The following is a 19,466-nucleotide window of genomic DNA, read 5'->3' on the forward strand; positions in this document are numbered from 1 at the left end:
TGCCGACAATCCTGCTTGAGGATCTCCCGGAAGGTGGAGCGGTCAAAACCGCGACCGGGGATCCGACACGCAGTTCCGCTGAGCGAGACGTTTCCATAGGCAAGCCCCTCCCGCGCGGCCGATCATCGGGGCATGGCTGAAGCGGCACCCGCGAGGATGACACCACGCGCGGATTCCGGCTCGCCCGCTACGGCGAGGCGGGGCAGGGGTCATCGGACGGAAGGCGCGTACGGGCGAGTCCGGCCCGAGTACGAGGCCGCCGCCGAGGGGTACCGGTGTCCGGTCACCCGCTTCAGCCACGTGACGGGGGAACAGCGACCCGAGGAGATCCCATGCCAGGCATTCTGCTGACCCTGCTGGTCTGCTGCGCCCTCGCGGCGGCGGTACCGCCGCTCTGGCGCCGGCTCGCCCGGACCTTCAACACCCAGGTCCACCGGATCAACCAGTGAACACCCCGGACGGGCTGAACGGACTGGAGGGCCTCGACCGGCGGCGGCGTGAGCAGGTCGCGGCGGCCTGGCGGCACGTCAGCGCGGACCGGCTGCGGGAACTGCTCTGCGGCCTGGTGAACGTCCCCAGCCCGACCGGCGGCGAACGCCGCCTCGCCGAGCACATCACGGGCACCCTCGCGGCCACCGGCATCACGGCGACGACGCAGCCGCTCGACGACCGGCAGGCCAACGCCTGGGGCCGGTTGCGCGGCGACGGCAGCGGCCCCGACCTCATGCTGTATGCGCCGATCGACACGCTCACCACCGGCCGCGAGAGCGAGGACGTCCCGTGGATCGGCCCCGAACTCCGCCCCGACATGCGGCCGGCCGCCCGGGTCGAGGGCGACCTGGTGATCGGGCTCGGCGCGGGCAACCCGAAGGGCCACGCCGCCTGCGTGCTGATGGCCGCCGAGGCCGTCCACCGCGCCGGGCTGCCGCTGACCGGGGACCTGCTGGTCGCGTTCGGGGCGGGCGGTATGCCCGCCAACGCGCCGCCCGGCGGGGAGCGGCGCAACATCGGGCAGGGAGTCGGCTGTTCGTTCCTTCTCGAACAGGGGGTCTGGGCGGATTTCGCGGTGATCGCCAAGCCCGGCTGGACGGTCTCCCGGGAGGAGGTGGGGCTGGCCTGGTTCGAGGTCGTCGTGCACGGCGTCCACACCTATGTCGGCTCACGCCACCGCCTGCCGTACGAGAACGCGATCGCCCGGGCGGGTGAGGTCGCCGTACGACTGGAGCGGTGGTTCGCCGAGTACGCCGAGCGGCACACCGCCGGGACGGTCGCCCCTCAGGGCGTCGTCGCCGCGGTGGAGGGAGGGTGGCCCCACCTTGCGGCCGTCACCCCGGCCGCGTGCAGGCTGCTGGTGGACCTGCGCCTGAGCCCGGGCACGAGCCCCATGGCGACCAAGCGGGAGTTCGGCTCCGCGATCGAGAGGATCCGCGGCGAACTGCCCGGCACCGCGGTGACGTTCGAGATGGTGCTCGCCGTCCCCGGCACCGCCTCCGATCCGGGAAGCTGGGTGGTCAGCAGCGCCACGGCCGCCTGGGAGGCCGTGGAGGGGCGCCCGCACGAGGTGATCCGCGGCAACAGCGGCGCGACCGACGCCAACATCCTGCGGAGCCGGGGCATCCCGACCGTGCGGATCGGCATGCCCAAGGTCGCCGACGTGCCGTTCGAGGTCGACTTCTCCATGGGGATGAACACCGCCGACGTCCGGGAGATGGAACGGCTCACCCGACATCTGATCCGCACCGCCGTCGACACGGTCACCCGGTCCCGATCGGAGGTGGGCCTGTGACGAGGACCGGCCCCGGTGGCCTGGCGTTTTCTCGTGGAACGTACCAAACTCCTTTCCAGGTCTCCGAGCCATTTGGGAGGTTCCTGTCATGACAGTGCTTTCGTCCACCTCACCGGAATCGTCGGCGGTCACCGCTCCGACGGGAACCGGCGACGCCGAGGCGATGAACTCCGTCCTGGGAAAAGCGCGCCTGATCATCGAGGCCTTCACGGCGGAGGACGACTCCCTCTCGCTCGCGGAGCTCGTCCGGCGCAGTGGAGTGGCGAAGGCCAGCGTGCACCGGCTCGCCCAGGAGCTGCTCGCCTGGGGTTTGCTTGAGCGGGCCGGGAACCGGTACCGCCTGGGCCTGCGGCTCTTCGAAATCGGCCAGCGGGTGCCCCGGCAGCGGATCCTGCGTGAGGCGGCCCTGCCGTACATGGAGGATCTGCTGCTCGTCACCCAGGAGACGGTCCACTTCGCCATCCACGAGGGCCTGGACGTGCTCTACGTCGAGAAGCTCATGGTGCACCGGGGGCTGAAGAAGCAGTCCCGCGTCGCCGGACGGCTTCCCCTGTACTGCACCGCCACCGGGAAGGTGGTTCTCGCCTTCTCTCCCCCGGCGCTCTTCCACGAGGTCCTCCGGGGCGGCCTCACGCCCTTGACCAATCGGACCGTCACCCAGCCCGGACGACTCCAGGTCCAGCTCGACAGGATCCGGGCCGAACGCCTCGCGATCGAGGTCGAGGAGACCAGGCTCGGCTACACGAGCGTGGCCGTACCCGTCTTCGGGGACGCCGGCGCACTGGCCGGCGCACTGTCGATCACCGCGCCGACCTTCCGGCTGAACCACATGAACCACGGCCGGTTCACGGGCGCGCTGCGCACCGCGGCACTCGGCGTCTCCCGCGCGCTCCAGACGACGGGCTGACCTGCGTCTCGTCGACGACCTCCGCCGCCTGCGCCGCACCGGCCGGACGGCGGGCCCGCCGTTCGGGCGCCGTACGGCCGGCAGGCACGGACTCAGTTCCGGCGCCTCATCCGGACACCGGGTGTTTCGCGAGGAACGCAAGGCTCACCGCGTTGTACCGCGCGGCCTGCTCGTGCTGGGGCCAGTGGCCGCACGCGTCGAACAGCACCAGCTCCGAGCCCGCGACGGCCTCGTGCATGGCGGCGGCCTCGGGTACCTCGCCGAACGGGTTGTCGCGGCCCCACACGATCAGGGTGGGCACGGTGATCCGGGCGAGGTCTTCCGGGCGGAGGATGTTCCGCTCCCGAACCTCCATGTCCTGCAGGCACAGCAGGTTGTCGATTCCCGCGACGAAGTCGGGCCGGTGGTAGATGGCGTGCCTGATCGCGATCAGTTCCTCGGTCGCGTCCTCGGCGTCGGCCATCAGCAGCCGCATCCGTGCCCGGGTCAGCTCGACGTCGTCCTCGGCGACCGCCTTGCGGGTGGTGGTGCGGATGCGCTCCATGACCTTCGGGTTGGCCACGGTGCCCCCGGCGCAGAGCAGTTGGAGGGAGGCGACCCGCTCCGGGGCGTCGATCGCCGTACGGGCGCCGACCCATCCGCCCAGCGACTCCCCGACGATGTGGGCGGCCTCGATCCCGGCGGCGTCCAGGTAGGCGAGCAGATGATCGCGGTAGCGGGGGATCTCATAGGGGAAGTCCGGTTTGCCGGTGTAGCCGTGCCCGAGCATGTCGACGGCGTGGCAGGCGTACCGCCCGGCGTGGGCGCCGATGTTGCGGGCGAACGCCTCCAGGTGGCCGCTGGTGCCGTGGAGAAAGATCACCGGCTCGCCGGCCCCCGCCTGGAGGGAGCGGGTCGGCACCCCGCCGGCGTCGACGGTGGTGACCCGGAAGTCGAGGCCGGCCAGTTCGGTCCAGATGGTGTGAACGACGGCGGTGGATGTCATGGGGTGCTCCAATGGTCGGGGACGGGGGTTTCCCGTCGCTCAGCGGTGCTGGTTGATGCGGTGGACCTGGGTGTTGCTCCGGGTGAGCACCTTCCACAGTGCGTAGGCCGCGGCCGGCATCACGACGAGGATCAGCAGCTTCTTCACGGGTGGTCTCCTCAAGGTCTGGGTCACGGATGGCCGACGGAGCGGAGGAACCCGTCGACGACCGCGTGGTAGGCGGCGGGCCGCTCCTCCTGCAGGTGGTGGGAGACGTGGTCCATGACGTGCAGGTTTCCGCGCTTGACCATCCGGGACAGCATGAGCGGGTAGTCCGGGGTGAGGAAGGCGTCCTCGCGTCCCCAGATGAAGAGCACCGGCGCCTCGATCCGCCCGAGCTCGCCGGTGAGGTCCTGCCAGTCGCCGCGCGGTGAGTCCGACATCGCGGCGAGCTCCCGCTCCCCCGGGTCCAGGCTCTGCCGCCAGCGGAGGTCGACGGTCTCCTCGGGCAGGCGGTCGGCGTCGTACCACTCCAGCCGGGTGATCAGGTCTCGCATCTTTTCGCGGGTGGGACCTTCTCCGCCGTAGTAGACGTCGCGGGCGTTGCGGCCGCGGCGGCCGCGCTCGGGCAGGGGGGCGAGCGGCCCGTGGAAGACCGGCATGCTGCCGGTCACCACGAGGGAGCGGACGCGGCCCGGATACCGGGCCGCGAGGCACAGCGCGATGGTGCCGCCCCAGGAGTTGCAGACGAAGTCCGCCTGTTCCAGGCCGAGGGTGTCCATGAGCGCGACGGTCTTGGCGGCGTGGAAGTCCCACATCGGCCCGGAGATCAGGCACTTGTCGGACTTGCCGTACTGGAGGAGGTCCACGATCAGGCAGTGCCGGTCGGCGGAGAAGTACGGCGCGACGGGGCCGAAGTCGCTCCAGCCGGTGCAGCCCGGGCCGCCGCCGTGGAGAAAGACCGTGTCCGGACCCGCGCCGAGCTCGTGGAAGTGGTACGTGACGCCGTCGGCGTCGGCGAACCGGCTCTCGGGCGCGGCACCGGCCGGAGGCGCGGGAGGACGAACGGGCGTGACGGTCATCGGGGTTCTCCTGAAGCACCGGGATCGAGTACGGCGACGCCCATGCCGGTGAGCCACTCGGGCATGGGCGCGTAGACCAGCGGTGTGCCCGGGATGAACCCGAGGGCGGCGGCCATCACCAGCCAGGCGCGCAGCTCCTGGCCGCCGTTCCCGGCCGCGGACTCCACCTCGTCGGTGGTCATCGACGCGTAGCGGCGGAGGCGGCCTTGCTCCAGGTCGTCGAGGAACGTCCGGTCGAACTCGGGGAAGATCGTCGGGCGCGCGGCCACGATGATCTCCCGGCGCCGCTTGTCGTAGCGCTCCCACTCGCCCCGCCCGTTGATCCAGGCGTCCACGAGGAAGGTCTCGTCGTCTCCGTGGGGATCCGTCCAGTCGCTCGGCCACGGGAGCCGGTGGGACAGCCCGCCCGAGGCGATCACGACCACGCGCCGACCGGCGGCGATCCGCCCGACGGCCGCGGCCAGGTTCTCGCCGAGCCGCACGCAGCGCGCCGGCGTGGGCAGCGGCCGGGCGAAGACGTTGACGACCAGCGGCACCACCGGCACGTCGAGGCCGTCGAGCAGGTACTGGATCGCATGCGACTGCCCGTGGTCGATCTGCAGCCGGGCCGAGATCGCCACCTCGGTACCCGCCTCGACCAGGTCGGCGGCGAGGGCCTGCGCGAACTCGGGGTCCGTCCGCTGCGGGCCCTTGGGCGTCCCCGACTCACCGGCGGCGACGACCTCGCCGACGCCCAGGGTGAATGCGGGGATCAGGTCGAGCCAGAAGCCGCGGAAGTGGTTCGACCCGACGATCACCGCCACGTCCGGGCGCGCCTCCGCGATGCGCCGCCGGGCGGTGCCGAGGGCGTCGCGGAAGGCTTCGGCGCGGTCGATGTGGACGACCTGGTCCCAATGGGTGTTCATCAGGGTTGAGTGGGACGCCCCAACCCCCAGCACGATGTCGGACATCGGATTGCCTGGCTCCCTTCCTTGTACGGCCGCGGCTCAGTCCGCAGTGGCGTCGGCGGGCTCGACGCCCTGGGCACGCAGCCGTTCCAGCCGTTCCTCGGTGGTGTCCTCGGCGAGCTTGCGCCACTGCAGGAGCGAGTCGTCGGGGCGGTAGAGCTTCTCCGGCGGCGCGTCGGTGACCTCGACCATCCACTTGTCCTGACCGGAGAACTGGCCGTGGAAGAGCCACCGCACCGCGCCGAGGTACTTGGCGTAGAACGGCAGCGTCCGCAGGCCCTTCTTGAAGTCGGCCAGCACGCCGACGTACAGGTGGTTGCCGGCGTCCACCGGCACGTAGAACTCGTAGTGGATGAAGGTGGGGTACACGATCCGCAGGACGCCCGGCATGCTGACGGACGCGAATCCGGGGAACCCCTGGTCCGCGATCGTCGGGTTGACCTTGCGATGCGAGGCGGTGTTGCCGATGTTCGCGGTCCCCTCCGGGGGACGGGCCTTGTACCAGGCCAGCCCCGACCACCTGCCGAGCCCGGGGAAGTCCGCCTCCCAGAACTGCTCCTGCTGCACCCGGTAGATCCAGCGGCCACGCTTGATGATCTTGGTCTTGTTCCAGACCGGCATCGGCTTGAACAGCCGCCACAGCGCCGTACGGTGCAGATACTTGGCGTGCCCCTCGTCGTAGCCGTTCTCGCAGGCGAACCGCCAGTTGCCCGTGCGCGCCTGGATCCGCGCGCCCACCACCGCCGGGTTGCCGACCAGTTCCTCGGGCAGCTGCCCGTCGATCGGGTGCGGCTTCTCGCCGTCGCCGACGTACACCCAGACCATGCCGAGGCGCTCCTCGACGTCGTACGTCGGCTGGGTGACCTTGCCGCAGATCGGGGACTGCGGCCCATCGGTGATCGCGGCCTTGAGGTCACCGGTCGCAAGGTCGAAGGTCCAGCCGTGGTAGACGCAGGAGACCGTGCCGGGGAACTGCTTGCTTCCGTAGCTCAGCGGCACCCCCCGGTGCGGACACCGGTCCTTCATACCGAAGACCTTGCCCTGGTCGCGGATGACGAACAGGCGCTCGCCGAGCAGGGTGACGGCGCGGGGCTTCTCGCCGACCTGCGAGGAGAAGCAGACGGGATACCAGTAGCCGCGGAACCCGGCCGCGGCGGCCTGGTAGTGCGGCCAGCTCGACCAGTCCTGGCGGCCCGGCAGCCTGCCCGCGCGATGTTTCCGGACCGGCTTGCGGACGGGCACGGGCTGGGGGTTCACGGTCTCGGTCATGTCTGCTCCACGGGTCCTCACGGCGGCGTCGCCGGCTGCGATCGAGATCGCCGTACACCGGTGCCGAGAGCAGACCATCCGGCCGGAAGCGCGGACAAGGAGTCCGGTTCGCCTGGCGGAACACGGTGCCGGACGGCGCGTACGGCGAAGGAATCCCGCGGACGGTTCCGGTGAGCGGTCCTCATCGGAGGACCGCGCGGGCCGCCGTACCTACATTCGACGGCGAAGCGCATCGCCCAACCCCTTCAAGGAGGCCTGTGGTGACCACGTCCGAGACCGTGTCGGCCGACGTCCTGGTCGTCGGTGCCGGACCGGCGGGCCTGTACGGCGCCTACTGCGCCGGGTTCCGCGGCCTGACCGTCGTCGTCGTCGACGCCCTGCCGCAAGCCGGCGGCCAGGTGACGGCCCTGTATCCGGAGAAGCAGATCCGTGACGTCGCCGCCATTCCCGCGATCAGGGGCCGCGACTTCGTCGCCGCCCTCGTGGAGCAGGCGTCGGCCTTCAACCCGACGTACCTCCTCGGCCGGCAGGCGACGACCCTTGAGCACCGCGACGGCGAACCCGTCGTGACGCTGGACGACGGCACGGTCGTCCACGCCCGCGCCGTCGTGCTGACCTCCGGCATCGGCACTCCGACCCCGCGTCCCCTGGAGTGCGGCGAGGAATGGCTCGGCAGAGGCCTGTCGTACTTCGTGGTGGACCCCGGGGTGCACACCGACCGGGACGTGGTCGTCGTGGGGGGTGGCGACAGCGCCCTGGACTGGGCGGACGCCCTCGATCCGATCGCGCGGTCGGTCACCCTCGTGCACCGCCGGGCCGCCTTCCGCGGGCACGCGGCCACCCTTGAGCGGGTCCGGGCCGGGCGGACCCGGATTCACACCGACACCCACGTGATCGCGCTGGACGGAGACCTGGCGGCCGGCCGCCTCGCGAAGGTGACGCTGCGGTCGAGATCCGGTGACGAGACGGTGGCCGCGGCCGACCACGTGATCGCCGCACTCGGCTTCATCAGCGACCTGGGCCCGCTGCGGGACTGGGGCCTGGAACTCCGGGCGAGGTCGGTCGCCGTCGACCGCTCGATGCGGACCAACCTGCCCCGCCTGTACGCCGCCGGCGACCTCGCCGACTACGCGGGCAAGGTGAGGCTGATGTCCGTCGGCTTCGGCGAGGTCGCCACCGCCGTGAACCATGTGGCCGTCGACCTCGATCCCACCCTCACCCTGTTCCCCGGCCACTCCACCGACGGCCCCTGACCCCGCCCTCGCGAACACCCCTAGGAGGGACACCCATGAGTTATGTGATCGGCGCCGACTGCATCGACGTCCTCGACCGCTCCTGCGTCGACGTCTGTCCGGTCGACTGCATCTACGTCGGCGAGCGGAAGAGCTACATCAACGCAACCGAGTGCATCGACTGCGGCGCGTGCGAGGTCGAATGCCCCGTTTCCGCGATCACCGCAGATCGCGCCGCCCTCAAGGACGGGAGATGGAACACCCACCTGGAGGACTCCCGCACCTTCTTCTCACAGCCACTTCCAGGCCGTGACCGGCCCCTCGGCGACCCCGGCGGCGCGAGACTGATCGGCGATGTGGGCACCGACACCGCCTTGGTCTCCGATCACCCCGCCTCTTGACGGGGGTGCATTTGACGTAGCCGCGGTCTCGGGGCGACGTCAGGGGGTGAGTTGGAGGGAGTGGGAGAGCACGAGTCCGGCCGCGCCGAGGAGGGTGGAGTCGTCGTGCAGGGCGGAGAACGCGATCTGCGGCAGGCTGCCCGGATGGGCGGCCGTGCGCTGACGTACTCGCTGCTCGATCTTGCCGCGCAACGCTTCGCCGCCCGCGACCACGTCGCCGTGCAGGATGAACAGCCCGGGGGCCAGGAGCTGCTGGATGTTCGTGATGCCGACGGCAAGGTTGTCGACATACCGGTCGAACAGCTGAGCCGCCCCGGGGTGGCCCTTGGCGGCGAGACGGGCCAGCGGTCCGACCGTCAATGTGGACGCCGAGGGCAGATTGAGCCGGGCCGCCTCATCGCGCAGCCAGCGGTGCGTGGCGATGGTCTCCCAGCAGCCCTGCTGACCGCAGTGGCAGGGGAGGCCGTCGACCTGCACGATGCTGTGCCCGATCTCGCCGCCCGCGCCGCCCGGCCCGCGGTGTACCGAACCGCCCAGCACCAGCCCCACGCCGAGTGCCTCTCCGGCGTAGAGCGAGGCGAAGGTGGACAGCCCACGTCCCTGGCCGAACCAGCGGTCACCGAGCGCTTGGACGCGCGGGTGCAGGTCGACGTAGACGGGCAGGCGGGTGTGCTCGGCGATGAGCGGGCCGATCGGCAGGCCGGCCAGGCCGGGAGCCAGGTTGACCTGCACGATGGTGCCGCTGTCGGTGTTGACCATGCCGCCGACCGCGATGCCCACGCCGAGGGCGACCGGTCGGTTCGGGGCGAACAGCTCATCCAGCGCATCCGTAACCGCCTTGACGACTTGGTCGGTGTCGCGGGTGTCTGCCGGGTACTCGCGTCTCGCCGTGGTCAGGATCGAGCCACCCGCGCTGACGAGCGCGGTCTCGACGTGTCCGGGCAGCAGATGGACGGCGGCGATGGGTGGGCTGTTGGGAGAGAACCACAGCGGGCGCGACGGCTTGCCCCCGGCCGCGCTGCTGGGTTGGGGATCGCCCTCGGCCAGCATCTCGCTATCGATCATCGGCTGCACGATGGCGCCGATCGTCGCCCGGCTGACCTCGGTGAGCCGGGCCAGGTCCGCGCGGGACAGCGGGCCGACGTCGTAGAGCGCTTGCAGCACCCGGGCGCGATTGACCTGGCTGACCGTGTTCGGGGAGATCAGCGGCGAGTGAGGCCGAGGCGGTGGGGCTGTCGCCGCCGGGCGTGTCGACTCCGATTGCACGCTACGGTACCTCCCGATCCGGATGGAACGCCCAGTGCAGCGCGCCCAGAGCGGGCATGGTCGCGCGGGATCTTTCCCCTACGCCAATATACGAGTCGCGCCGGTGATCGTTGTCCCATATGAATGCCGACAAGTCGTCCTCCTCGTGGCCCGGCTCAGCCGACCAGCGGGAAGGAGTGGGACAGCACCAGGCCGGCCGCGCCGAGCAGGGTGGCGCGGTTATGGGCGGCACCGAAGGTGATCTGTGGTTCGGCCGCGGATCGCGTCGGAAGGTGGCTGCGTGCTTGCCGCTCGACGCGGCCGCGCAGCGCCTCACCGCCGGCGATTACGTCGCCGTGCAGAATGAACAGGTTTGGGGCGAGGAGTTGCTGCAGGTTCACCACGCCGAGGGCGAGGTTGCGGGCGTACCGCTCGAACAGTTCCTTGGCGTCGGCGTTGCCGGCGGCCGACAGGCCGGCCAGCAGTGCCGTGGTCATCGCGTGCGCGGTCGGCAGACGTAGCCGGGCGGCCTCTTCGCGCAGCCAGTCGCGTGTGGCGATGGTCTCCCAGCAGCCGCGCTGGCCGCATCGGCAGGTTCGTCCACGGATATCCACGATGGTGTGCCCGATCTCGCCGCCGGCCCCGTCCGGCCCGCAGTGGATGGCGCCGTTGAGGAACAGGCCCGCGCCGATCGCCTCGCCGATATAGATGGACGCGAAGGACTGTTCGCCTCGGCCGGGGCCGGACCAGCGGTCGCCCATGGCCTGGGCCCTGGGATGCAGATCGAGGTGGACCGGCAGGCCGACCCGCTCGGAGACCAGCGGCCCGAGCGGAAGGCCGGAAAGCTCCGGCATCAGGTTGCAGGCGAGAATGGTCCCGCTGGTCGATTCGACGATGCCACCGACCGCGATACCCACGCCGAGGGCCCGGGCCGCGCTTCCCGCCAGAACCGCGTTGAGTCGGTCGACCACGCAGTCGACCACCGTGGCGGCCGGGGCGGCGGCTCGGAAGGGCCCGCCGGCGTTCGCCAGTATCTTGCCGTCGGCGCTCACCAGCGCGGCCTGCACCCAGCCGGGCACCAGGTGTACCGCGGCCAGCGGCGGACTGTCCGGAGCGAACCACAGCGGCCGGGCCGGCTTGCCGCCGGGAGTGGCGCCCCGTTGCGGTTCGCCCTCCGCGAGGAGTCCCCCCTCAAGGAGGGGCTGCACGATCGATCCGATGGTGGCCCGGCTGACCCCGGACAACCGGGCCAGCTCGGCCCGGGACAGCGGCCCCAAGTCGTGGAGCGCCTGCAACACCCGGCCCTGGTTGACGCGCCCGGCCTTGACTGCGGTCATCAGGACGGTTGGCTGCCGCCGGGTCGGCTGCCCGGGCGGGGGTGTCTTGCTGGGTGGCCGCACCGCACTACCGTCCTCACTAAGTATGTACGGAAATCTAACATACCGATTCGAACACGGATAGTGGTGGCTTGCAAGACAAACGATCTACCTGGCACGTTGGTTTTCAAGCCGACAAATGCGACCAGCTGGGACCTATTGACAGGGGAAGGTATGTAGCTACTCTTAACTAACCTCGCGACTCCGAACCACCCCCCGCGAGGCGGATCTTCAAGCAAGAAACGGTGTGACATGAAAGTAAGGCGTAGGGTTCAGCTGTTCTCACTCATCAGCGTCGCGGGGCTGGTGGCCACGGGTTGTGCGGCGGGCGGTGGCGGTTCCTCCGCCTCAGGGACCACCCTTGACCAGGAGAGATGCGACCAGATCACGAGTGGGACGGCAGCCGGCGCCACCACGTCGCTGAAGCAGCCGAGCGGAGGTGACCAGAGCCTCCGCGTCCAGCAGGCATCACTCAAAACCGAGCTGCCCAGGGCCACGGTGGGAAGCAAGAAGACCATCAGTTTCGTCGGCGGTGCCTACACCGGGACCACCGAGGCGTACTGGAAGGACCTCGCCGGCAAGTTCGAGGCGGCCAACCCAGGCTACAAGGTCAACATCCGGATCATCGACTGGAACAACATCGACCAGCAGGTCAGCACGATGATCCAGACCAAGCAGTACCCGGATATCCTGAACCAGAACAAGTTCTCCGGGTGGGCCGCGAACGGACTGCTTCAGCCGGTCGACTCCATGGTCTCCCCGTCGGTCGGGAACGACTTCATCCCCTCGTTCAAGCAGAACAGCTACTACCAGGGCAGCCAGTACGGGCTTCCCTTGATCGCCAGCACCCGCGCGCTGTTCTACAACAAGGACATCTTCGCCAAGGTGGGGATCGAAAAGCCTCCGGCCACTTGGGCAGAGCTGGTCGCCGCCGCAAAGAAGATCAAAGAGGCCGGGTACACCGGGTACGGCCTGCCGCTGGGCGGCGAGGAGAACCAGGGCGAGTGGTCCCTGTGGATGTGGTCCAACGGCGGTGAGTGGAAGTCGGGCGACACGTGGGGCGTCAACAGTGAGCGGAACGTTCAGACTCTGAACTTCCTCAACTGCCTGACCCACGTCTACAAGGTGACGCAGCCCAACCCGGGGCAGACAAACCGTACCGACGGCGTCTTCCGGCCGTTCGCCAACGGCCAGACCGGCATGATCATGGGGGCCAGCTTCGCCCCCAGCCTGTTCAAGCAGTGGAACGCCAACGTCAACTACGGCGTCGCCCCCATCCCGTTGAACAACGGCACCAAGCCGTTCACCCTGGGGGTGCAGGACTACCTGGTGTCGTTCAAGAACCCGGGCAACACCGAAGCCGTGTCGAAGTTCTTGAACTTCTTCTACCAGAGCGACAACTACGTGCGGTTCCTGACCAGTCAGGGCTTCCTGCCGACCACGCAGTCGGCGTCCACCGCTCTGAAGAGCGACCCGAACTTCGCGCCGTATCTGGATCTGCTGCCGATCGCGAAGTTCTACCCGTCCACCGACCCCGCCTTCCCGAAGGCACAGGGCACCCTTGAGGCGCAGCTCGGCACCGCGCTGACTCCGGGAGTGGACCCCAAATCGGTTCTGGACCAGATCCAAGCGGCGGCGACGCAGGGTAACGGCGGCTAAGTGGCGTCACCGATGATGCGGCGCCACCGATGGCGGTCGCTGGCCTGGATCTCGCCGAGCATGCTGCTCATCATCGCGGTGATCACGCTGCCTGCGCTGCAGATGGTCTGGACGTCGCTGCAGCTCACCGATGAGACCGGAGTCAGCCACGGTTTCGCCGGCTTGGCCAACTATCAGCGCTTGTTCGCCGAACCTGCGCTGGCAGGCGTCCTGAGCAACACGGTGGTGTGGGTGCTGCTCGTGGTCGGCGTGTCCATTGTGGCCGCGCTCGGCCTGGCGCAGTTCCTGAACAAGCGATTCTTCGGGCGGCGCCTGGTGCGCTGGGCGCTGATCGTGCCGTGGGCCGCATCGTTGGTGATGACCTCGACGGTGTGGCGGTACATGCTCGAGGGCGGTAACGGGATCGTCAACCGGTTCCTGATGGACCTCGGCCTGATCAGCACACCGATCGGCTGGTACCAGGACCCCCGGTATGCCTTCTGGTCGGTGGTCGCGGTGGGCATCGTGGTGACCATCCCGTTCACCACCTATGTGCTGCTGGCCGGGTTGCAGGCCATCGATCCGCAGGTGTACGAGGCCGGAAAGATGGACGGCGCCGGTCCGTGGAAGGCGTACCGGTACATCACCCTGCCGCTGCTCCGCCCGTCCCTGGTGATCGCCACCATCTTGGTTACCATCTACGTTTTCAACTCGTTCCCGGTGATCTGGGTCATCACCGGGAGCAACCCGGGGAACTTCTCAGACACCACTCTTACCTGGGCATACAAGATCGCCTTCCGTGAGCAGTTGAACACCGGTGAAGGAGCCGCCCTGTCGGTGATCAACGTCCTGATCCTCGTCGTCGTGATACTGCTCTACCTCCGTGCCGTCGACGGCGACCGTGAGCGGCAGTCGTGGCTGGGCCGCACCTGGGCGGCGCTGACCGGCAGGCTGAGCGAGCGATGGGGTCGGAGCGGTTCGGCAGGTCCTGTCCCGGCAGCGGCATCCGGCCGGGTGCGCCCACGGGTGTGGCCGCGGCTGCGTCCGGTGGTGCTGCCGCTGGCCGGCCTGCTCATCGCGGCGTTCTTCCTGGCCCCGTACGCGGTGATGTTCCTGGGCTCGTTCAAGGACGGCGCCGAGCTCTACGCGGTGCCGGCCACCTACCTCCCGCAGAACTGGGAGTGGAGCAACTGGATCGACGTCTGGGAGGTGCTGCCACTCGGCATGCTGCTCCGCAACAGCCTGATCATCGCGGTGGCCTCGACCGCGCTGGTCCTGCTGATCGCGGTGCCGGCCGCGTACTACACCGCTCGCAACCGGTTCGCCGGCCGGACGACCTTCATGAAGCTCGTGCTGATCACGCAGGTCCTCGCCCCTGTGGCCTTGGTCGTCGGCATCTACCAGGAGGTCGTCTACGTCGACGGAGTCAACCAATACTGGGCCATCGTCGTGGTCAACGCGGCGTTCAACCTCGCCTTCGTCACCTGGATCATGAACGGCCAGTTCGCCGGCGTCGACGTCGCGATCGAGGAGGCGGCCATGATGGAGGGGCTCGGGCCGGTGCGCCGGATGCTGCGCATCATGCTGCCGGTGGTGCGCCCGGGTCTGGTGACCGCCCTGGTCTTCACCTTCATTCAGGTGTGGAACGAGTTCGTCATCTCGCTGACCGTCTTCAATGACCCGACCAACGACCGAGTCACCCTGCCGGTCGGCATCCAGCAACTGGTCGGCCTCAACGAGACCAACTACCAGTACCTCTTCGTCGCCTCACTGATCGCCACGGTACCCGTCGTGGCGCTGTTCATCGCCGTCGAGCGGCATCTGGTGGGCGGCCTGACCGCAGGGAGCGTCAAATGATCGAGTTGACCGCCGGGAACGCCGCCATCCGCGTGGACCCGGCCGACGGCGGTCGCCTGACGTCCCTGCGCGTCGGCGACGCGGAGCTGCTGGGCACCGGCGGCGCGGGCCCAGCCGGCCTGAACCGGATCATGTACGGGAGCTTCCTGATGGCGCCGTTCGTCGGCCGTCTGGAAGGGGCCCGGTTCACGTTCGCCGGCCGGGAGTGGACGGTACCGGCGAACCTCGCCCCGCACGCCCTGCACGGTCTCGTCTTCGACCGGCCCTGGGACATCGACGGCACCGGGGCCATCGGCATCGAACTGGACGAGCGATGGCCTTTCGGCGGCGCCGTACGGCAGGAATTCGAGCTGGGGCCGGACGCGCTGACGGTACGCGCCACGGTGACCAACGAACGCCGCTCCATGCCGGCGATCGTCGGTTTCCACCCGTGGTTCGCCCGCAGGATCGCCGGCGGACCGGAGCTCACCTACCGCTTTGAACCCGGCCTGCGCTATGTCTGCGACGAGGACGGCATCCCGCGGCATCTGTCCGCCTCCACCGGCCCGCGGCCTTGGGATGACTCCTTCACCTCCGTCGCAAACCCACCGATCATCCGCTGGCCGACCCTTGACCTGACCGTCGCCAGTGCGGCCGGCCACTGGATCGTCTGCGAAACCAAAGCCGACGCCGTCTGTATCGAACCGTTGTCCGGACCGGTCAACGGCCTGAACACCCACCACTACCAGCTCGTCGAGCCCGGAGCGCCATTGCAGTTCTCGATGACGCTGCACTGGGCCGTGCGACAGCCAACCGACAGGAAGACAGCATGACCGTCTTGGACTCATTCTCGTTGCAGGGCAAGGTCGCCGTGGTCACCGGAGCCAGCCGCGGCATCGGCCGGGCACTGGCCCAGGCACTGGGTGAGGCGGGCGCGGCGGTCGCGGTGACCGCCCGCACCTTGGAGGCCGCCGAGCGGGCGGCCCGGGAACTTCAGGCCTCCGGGATCACGGCGCTGCCGGTCGAACTCGAGGTGACCGACCCGGCTCAGGTCGATCGGATGGTGGAGCTGGTCAGCGGGCGATTGGGCCCGATCGACGTACTGGTCAACAATGCCGGCATCAGTATCGGCCGGGCGGCTCTGGACACCCCGCCTGAGCTCTGGCGCGAGGTGCTGGCCACCAACCTGGACGGGCTCTGGTACTGCAGCAAGGCGGTCGGGGCGCAGATGGTCGCACAGGGCGGCGGGAGCATCGTCAACATCGGTTCGATGTCGGCCATGATCGTAAACCGGCCCCGGTGGCAGCCCGCGTATCTGGCCTCCAAGGCGGCGGTGCACCAGCTGACCAAGGCTCTGGCCGCCGAGTGGGCACCGCACGGGATACGGGTCAACGCGCTCGCCCCCGGTTACATCCTCACCGAGGCGTCCCCCGTGGACCAGCCGGAGTACCGCGAGTGGTGCGTCGAACCCGCCGCGATGAAGCGGTACGGCCTGCCTGAGGAACTCGGCCCGGCGGTGGTCTTCCTGGCCAGTCCGGCATCCAGCTTCATGACGGGCTCGGTCGTGGTGATAGACGGAGGATTCACTCTTTTCTAGGTGGATCAGGCCGGGCTGCGGTGAACGCTGACAGGTCGGTAGTGGAGGGTGGTCGTATCTGCTCGAGAAGAACGAGCGGATACGGGCGCAGGCAGGCTCCCGAGCTGGAGTTTCCTCCTCCTACTACTTCCTTTCGGTCACCCCAACCCTAGTTGGGGAGCCGTCCGGAAGATCTAGGGCACCTCAGCCATCGTCACACGGCAATCTCTGTCTTCGGGTGGTTCGCCCTAGTCGCGCCCAGCAGACTGAACCTGTTTCATCCCTGGGAACCCGATGATTGTGCGGAACGGTCTTGCTGGGGCTTGAGCGGAGCCTGCGGAGGATGCGCCGGCTCTTGAGCCGACAGCGGCATCGCGGTCTCCTCCATTGTCCGCAAGTCACCGAGGCCGGTGGCCCTTCCTTTTGCGGCCGGTCGGCACGGCCCGGCGGCCGGAGCTGTTCTGTGTGGGTTTCTGTGCCTTCCGCGGTACCGGTTTCTCCGCAGGGGCGGCGGGGGTGCGGCCTCGCGAGCTGTTCGCTGTCCTGCCGCGGACGATGCCGATGAAATCTTCCACCAGGTCGGTGGTCGCGTCCGTGGGCCAGGCCAGCGCGGCCTGCGACTGCGGTGCGTCCGGCACCGGCCGGTAGGTGAGGTCCCTGCGGTGGTGAAGGCGTGCCAGCGACTGGGGTACCAGGAGAATTCCCGTGCCGGCCGCCACCAGCTTGATCGCTTCCGCCGTCGTGGTCGGGCGGGTGTGCGCGGGCAGCCCGGGGCGGATCGTCCACTCGATGGTGTCGTCCAGGGGATGGAACACCTCGTGGTCGACGAGGTCGGAGACGGCCACCTCGTCAGCGGCGGCCACCATGTGGTCCTTGGGCACCACGGCCACCGTGGTCTCCACGTAGAGAGGGATCACGCTGAGACCGTCCCGGTCGATCGGGAGCCTGACGAATCCGGCGTCGGCGCCGCCGTTCCGCAGGAGTTCCACCACCTCGGCGGCGGGGACCGCGATCAGGGTGATCGGCACGCCGGGCATTCTCTCGGTCCAGATGTTGACCCATTTCGCAGGTGTCACCCCGGGCACGTACGCCAGTCGAAACACTCTGCCGGTCTCTCCATCAGTCACTTCCTCAGGGTACCGATGTCAAAGGAACCCGTTCCGGTTGACTACTCTTGACGCCATGATCTCGCCCAAACCGAAGACCATCCAGACGATGAAGCCCGCGACCGCGGCCAAGAAGCTGGGTGTCCTCCTCTCGGCCACACCCGCCGAGTTCCAGGCGGGTGTCGTCTCCAGGGACGAGCTGAACCAGTTGCAGTCGGCGCCCCCCGCCTGGCTCGCCGACCTGCGCCGCAACGGCCCGCACCCCAAGCAGGTCATCGCCGCGAAGCTCAGGGTCTCCATTTCCGGCCTGATCAGAGGTGGGATCACCGAACCGCTCACCACCGCTGAGATCGACGCGCTGAAAGCGGAGAACCCGGCGTGGCTGGAACACGAGAGGTCCATCCAGGCCGAGGTCCGCAACGAAGAACTCCGCCTCAAGGAACGCTAGACGCCTGAGATCCCGCACGTCTCCGCCCCCGGACGCGTGCGGAAGGCCGAGCGTCTGGGCGGAACGTTCACCGAAGTGAGATTCCGGGTCGCCCAGGATGAGGTCGGTGACAGCATCGACATCCTGGTCGTGGGCGGGCCAACCCACGTCTTCGGCATGACCTGGCCGTCGACCCGCAAGTCGGCGGCGGAGCAGGCTCCGGGCGAGCTGGTGTCCCGAGGACGGGGCATGTGAGAGTGGCCGGCCGCGGCGCGGGTTTTCCGGCCCAGGACTGTGCCGTGCCCCGGGTGATCTGGTGGCCGCGGGGCCCGAGGTCGAACTCGAGGTGCCCATCCGTACGGCGGCGGCGGAGAGTGACCGCCGGGAGTGAGGACCCGGGATGCCTGAAAGCGGGTCGCCGATCACCACAGCGCCACCCGCCACCGGCATCGCTCGCCAGGACACTCCGGCGGATCACGGTTCGTGATCGTCCAACTTCGCCGCGGCGTCGCGGAGTAGCCCGGGTGCCAGCCGGCGATGGACGGCGGACAACGGAGGCCACACGCTCCGGCCCAGACGCCGGTCGTAGTACAGGAAGGTCCCCAGCGACACCCGTCCCTCGGCCGCCTGGACCAGGAGGTTTCCGGTCAGAAACCAGGAAGCGGCCTCGAGCCGGATCCAATCCTCGCCGCGTTCGGCGATCCGCCATCCGGCCACGGTGTCCGGCGATCGCCCCCGGCTGAGCCGGAGACCGAGCAGACCACGCCAGATCAGCAGCTCCGCGAGGCTGGGGACGTCGCCGAACATCGCCCGAGCCCACTGCTCCGGGGTTGCGTCCGCGTCCGTGGAGAGGGTGAATCGGTCGGCGTAGTCGATGCCGGGCAACGAGCTGAGCGCGCGGACGGATTCGGGGACGTTGTGCGTCCCCACGGCACTGTCAACGGTCATCTCACGGTCTCCATTCATGTATACGCCTCCGTATAAACTGAGGTTATCCCGTTTTATACGGTGGCGTATACATAGTGGAGAGGTGAGGTGAGGCACATCGTGGGCGCAACTCGCACGACGCGCGACAGGTGGATCGAGGAGGGGCTGCGGGCGCTGGCCGCCGGCGGCCCGGACGCCGTCCGCGTCGAGGCGCTGGCGAAGCGGCTCGGCGTCACGAAAGGCGGGTTCTACGGGTCCTTCGCCGACCGCGACGCGCTGCTGAACGCGATGCTGGACGCCTGGGAACGGGAGAGCACCGACGAGGTGATCGACCGTGTCGAGCGCGAGGGCGGCGACCCGAAGGCCAAGATCCACCGCGCAGGCGTCCTCACCTTCTCCGACGACCGCCTGCTGCCCGTCGACCTGGCGATTCGGGACTGGGCCCGGCGCGACGAGGCGGTCGCCGAGCGCCTGCGGCGGGTGGACAACCGGCGCATGGCGCTACTGCGCGAAATGATCGGTACCTTCTGCTCCGACGCCGACGAGGTCGAGGCACGCAGCCTGCTCGCCTTCTGTGTGGCGATCGGCGAGCACTTCCTCGCCGCCGACCACGGGGACCGCACCCGGGCCCAGGTCCTTGCCCGAGCCGCCGACCTGCTACTCGACCGCCCCCGCGACGACCACGGCCGCTGATCGAATCTCGGCCGGCACCTGAGTCCGATGACGGTGAGGGGTGGGCTCCCGGCC

19 protein-coding genes are annotated in these 19,466 nt (G+C 69.2%); 11 read left to right on the forward strand and 8 right to left on the reverse strand.

The annotated features are described in order from the left end of the window. Positions 1–445: 445 nt before the first annotated feature. Complete coding sequence (locus RUR_RS27435) at positions 446–1,786, forward strand: M20 family metallopeptidase (protein WP_283138099.1); 1,341 nt, start codon at positions 446–448, stop codon at positions 1,784–1,786. 88 nt (positions 1,787–1,874) lie between these two features. Next, positions 1,875–2,693 (forward strand): IclR family transcriptional regulator, encoded by an 819-nt coding sequence (locus RUR_RS27440; protein ID WP_283138100.1) that lies wholly within the window; start codon positions 1,875–1,877, stop codon positions 2,691–2,693. Between the two features lie 106 nt (positions 2,694–2,799). On the opposite strand, the gene RUR_RS27445 is transcribed toward RUR_RS27440, so the two are convergent. The 4 genes from RUR_RS27445 to RUR_RS27460 all read right to left on the reverse strand — a co-directional run bounded on the left by RUR_RS27445 (position 2,800) and on the right by RUR_RS27460 (position 6,955). Continuing rightward, positions 2,800–3,678: an alpha/beta fold hydrolase gene (locus tag RUR_RS27445; RefSeq protein WP_283138101.1), complete on the reverse strand. Its 879-nt coding sequence runs from the start codon at positions 3,676–3,678 to the stop codon at positions 2,800–2,802. 170 nt (positions 3,679–3,848) lie between these two features. Further along, positions 3,849–4,739, reverse strand: coding sequence for an alpha/beta fold hydrolase (locus RUR_RS27450; protein ID WP_283138102.1), 891 nt, complete (start codon positions 4,737–4,739; stop codon positions 3,849–3,851). Then, a complete protein-coding gene (locus RUR_RS27455; protein WP_283138103.1) occupies positions 4,736–5,689 on the reverse strand; it encodes a DODA-type extradiol aromatic ring-opening family dioxygenase in 954 nt (317 codons plus the stop codon). The genes RUR_RS27450 and RUR_RS27455 overlap by 4 nt, the downstream gene beginning before the upstream one ends. A gap of 36 nt (positions 5,690–5,725) precedes the next feature. Continuing rightward, positions 5,726–6,955 (reverse strand): Rieske 2Fe-2S domain-containing protein, encoded by a 1,230-nt coding sequence (locus tag RUR_RS27460; protein ID WP_283138104.1) that lies wholly within the window; start codon positions 6,953–6,955, stop codon positions 5,726–5,728. A gap of 260 nt (positions 6,956–7,215) precedes the next feature. Here RUR_RS27460 and RUR_RS27465 point away from each other — a divergent pair, with 260 nt between their 5' ends. Together RUR_RS27465 and RUR_RS27470 are read left to right on the forward strand one after the other, a co-directional pair. After that, a complete protein-coding gene (locus RUR_RS27465) occupies positions 7,216–8,208 on the forward strand; it encodes an NAD(P)/FAD-dependent oxidoreductase (protein ID WP_283138105.1) in 993 nt (330 codons plus the stop codon). A gap of 35 nt (positions 8,209–8,243) precedes the next feature. Next, the gene (locus tag RUR_RS27470) at positions 8,244–8,588 is read left to right on the forward strand and encodes a ferredoxin family protein (RefSeq protein WP_283138106.1); all 345 of its coding nucleotides are present in this window, start codon (positions 8,244–8,246) and stop codon (positions 8,586–8,588) included. Positions 8,589–8,627: 39 nt separating this feature from the next. On the opposite strand, the gene RUR_RS27475 is transcribed toward RUR_RS27470, so the two are convergent. After that, positions 8,628–9,752: an ROK family protein gene (locus RUR_RS27475; RefSeq protein WP_283138107.1), complete on the reverse strand. Its 1,125-nt coding sequence runs from the start codon at positions 9,750–9,752 to the stop codon at positions 8,628–8,630. Positions 9,753–10,009: 257 nt separating this feature from the next. Continuing rightward, entirely contained in the window at positions 10,010–11,170 is a 1,161-nt protein-coding gene (locus tag RUR_RS27480; RefSeq protein ID WP_283138108.1) for an ROK family protein, read from the reverse strand. A 291-nt stretch (positions 11,171–11,461) separates the two neighbouring features. Here RUR_RS27480 and RUR_RS27485 point away from each other — a divergent pair, with 291 nt between their 5' ends. Genes RUR_RS27485 through RUR_RS27500 form a run of 4 tightly spaced genes read left to right on the forward strand, consistent with a single transcriptional unit; the run spans position 11,462 to position 16,280 of the window. Continuing rightward, complete coding sequence (locus tag RUR_RS27485; protein WP_283138109.1) at positions 11,462–12,868, forward strand: extracellular solute-binding protein; 1,407 nt, start codon at positions 11,462–11,464, stop codon at positions 12,866–12,868. Then, positions 12,869–14,704 (forward strand): ABC transporter permease, encoded by a 1,836-nt coding sequence (locus tag RUR_RS27490; protein ID WP_283138110.1) that lies wholly within the window; start codon positions 12,869–12,871, stop codon positions 14,702–14,704. Beyond that, positions 14,701–15,516 carry an aldose 1-epimerase gene (locus RUR_RS27495; RefSeq protein ID WP_283138111.1) on the forward strand — a complete coding sequence of 272 codons (816 nt, stop codon included), beginning with the start codon at positions 14,701–14,703 and terminating at the stop codon, positions 15,514–15,516. Before RUR_RS27490 ends, RUR_RS27495 begins: the two co-directional genes overlap by 4 nt. Continuing rightward, on the forward strand, positions 15,513–16,280 hold the full coding sequence (locus RUR_RS27500; protein ID WP_283138112.1) for an SDR family NAD(P)-dependent oxidoreductase: 768 nt from the start codon (positions 15,513–15,515) through the stop codon (positions 16,278–16,280). The genes RUR_RS27495 and RUR_RS27500 overlap by 4 nt, the downstream gene beginning before the upstream one ends. A gap of 377 nt (positions 16,281–16,657) precedes the next feature. Here RUR_RS27500 and RUR_RS27505 read toward each other — a convergent pair whose 3' ends face one another. Continuing rightward, a complete protein-coding gene (locus tag RUR_RS27505) occupies positions 16,658–17,386 on the reverse strand; it encodes a LysR family substrate-binding domain-containing protein (protein WP_283138113.1) in 729 nt (242 codons plus the stop codon). Positions 17,387–17,441: 55 nt separating this feature from the next. Here RUR_RS27505 and RUR_RS27510 point away from each other — a divergent pair, with 55 nt between their 5' ends. Both RUR_RS27510 and RUR_RS27515 read left to right on the forward strand, forming a co-directional pair. After that, positions 17,442–17,813, forward strand: a complete 372-nt coding sequence (locus RUR_RS27510; RefSeq protein WP_283138114.1) for a DUF5997 family protein — start codon at positions 17,442–17,444, stop codon at positions 17,811–17,813. A 75-nt stretch (positions 17,814–17,888) separates the two neighbouring features. After that, complete coding sequence (locus RUR_RS27515; protein ID WP_283138115.1) at positions 17,889–18,047, forward strand: hypothetical protein; 159 nt, start codon at positions 17,889–17,891, stop codon at positions 18,045–18,047. A gap of 219 nt (positions 18,048–18,266) precedes the next feature. Here the strand turns inward: RUR_RS27515 and RUR_RS27520 are convergent, their stop codons facing one another. Then, the gene (locus RUR_RS27520; protein WP_283138116.1) at positions 18,267–18,740 is read right to left on the reverse strand and encodes a hypothetical protein; all 474 of its coding nucleotides are present in this window, start codon (positions 18,738–18,740) and stop codon (positions 18,267–18,269) included. A gap of 99 nt (positions 18,741–18,839) precedes the next feature. Here RUR_RS27520 and RUR_RS27525 point away from each other — a divergent pair, with 99 nt between their 5' ends. Further along, complete coding sequence (locus RUR_RS27525) at positions 18,840–19,412, forward strand: TetR/AcrR family transcriptional regulator (RefSeq protein WP_283138117.1); 573 nt, start codon at positions 18,840–18,842, stop codon at positions 19,410–19,412. The last annotated feature ends 54 nt before the right edge of the window (positions 19,413–19,466 follow it).

Source organism: Rhizohabitans arisaemae, assembly GCF_025996515.1.
In the GTDB taxonomy this organism is placed as follows: domain Bacteria; phylum Actinomycetota; class Actinomycetes; order Streptosporangiales; family Streptosporangiaceae; genus Rhizohabitans; species Rhizohabitans arisaemae.

What these genes read in the sequence shown, in the direction of transcription:
- RUR_RS27445 (WP_283138101.1), bottom strand. Translation starts at nt 3,678, where the DNA reads ATGACATCCACCGCCGTCGTTCACACCATCTGGACCGAACTGGCCGGC.
- RUR_RS27455 (WP_283138103.1), bottom strand. Translation starts at nt 5,689, where the DNA reads ATGTCCGACATCGTGCTGGGGGTTGGGGCGTCCCACTCAACCCTGATG.
- RUR_RS27450 (WP_283138102.1), bottom strand. Translation starts at nt 4,739, where the DNA reads ATGACCGTCACGCCCGTTCGTCCTCCCGCGCCTCCGGCCGGTGCCGCG.
- RUR_RS27440 (WP_283138100.1), top strand. Translation starts at nt 1,875, where the DNA reads ATGACAGTGCTTTCGTCCACCTCACCGGAATCGTCGGCGGTCACCGCT.
- RUR_RS27510 (WP_283138114.1), top strand. Translation starts at nt 17,442, where the DNA reads ATGATCTCGCCCAAACCGAAGACCATCCAGACGATGAAGCCCGCGACC.
- RUR_RS27520 (WP_283138116.1), bottom strand. Translation starts at nt 18,740, where the DNA reads ATGACCGTTGACAGTGCCGTGGGGACGCACAACGTCCCCGAATCCGTC.
- RUR_RS27495 (WP_283138111.1), top strand. Translation starts at nt 14,701, where the DNA reads ATGATCGAGTTGACCGCCGGGAACGCCGCCATCCGCGTGGACCCGGCC.
- RUR_RS27485 (WP_283138109.1), top strand. Translation starts at nt 11,462, where the DNA reads ATGAAAGTAAGGCGTAGGGTTCAGCTGTTCTCACTCATCAGCGTCGCG.
- RUR_RS27460 (WP_283138104.1), bottom strand. Translation starts at nt 6,955, where the DNA reads ATGACCGAGACCGTGAACCCCCAGCCCGTGCCCGTCCGCAAGCCGGTC.
- RUR_RS27500 (WP_283138112.1), top strand. Translation starts at nt 15,513, where the DNA reads ATGACCGTCTTGGACTCATTCTCGTTGCAGGGCAAGGTCGCCGTGGTC.
- RUR_RS27470 (WP_283138106.1), top strand. Translation starts at nt 8,244, where the DNA reads ATGAGTTATGTGATCGGCGCCGACTGCATCGACGTCCTCGACCGCTCC.
- RUR_RS27480 (WP_283138108.1), bottom strand. Translation starts at nt 11,170, where the DNA reads ATGACCGCAGTCAAGGCCGGGCGCGTCAACCAGGGCCGGGTGTTGCAG.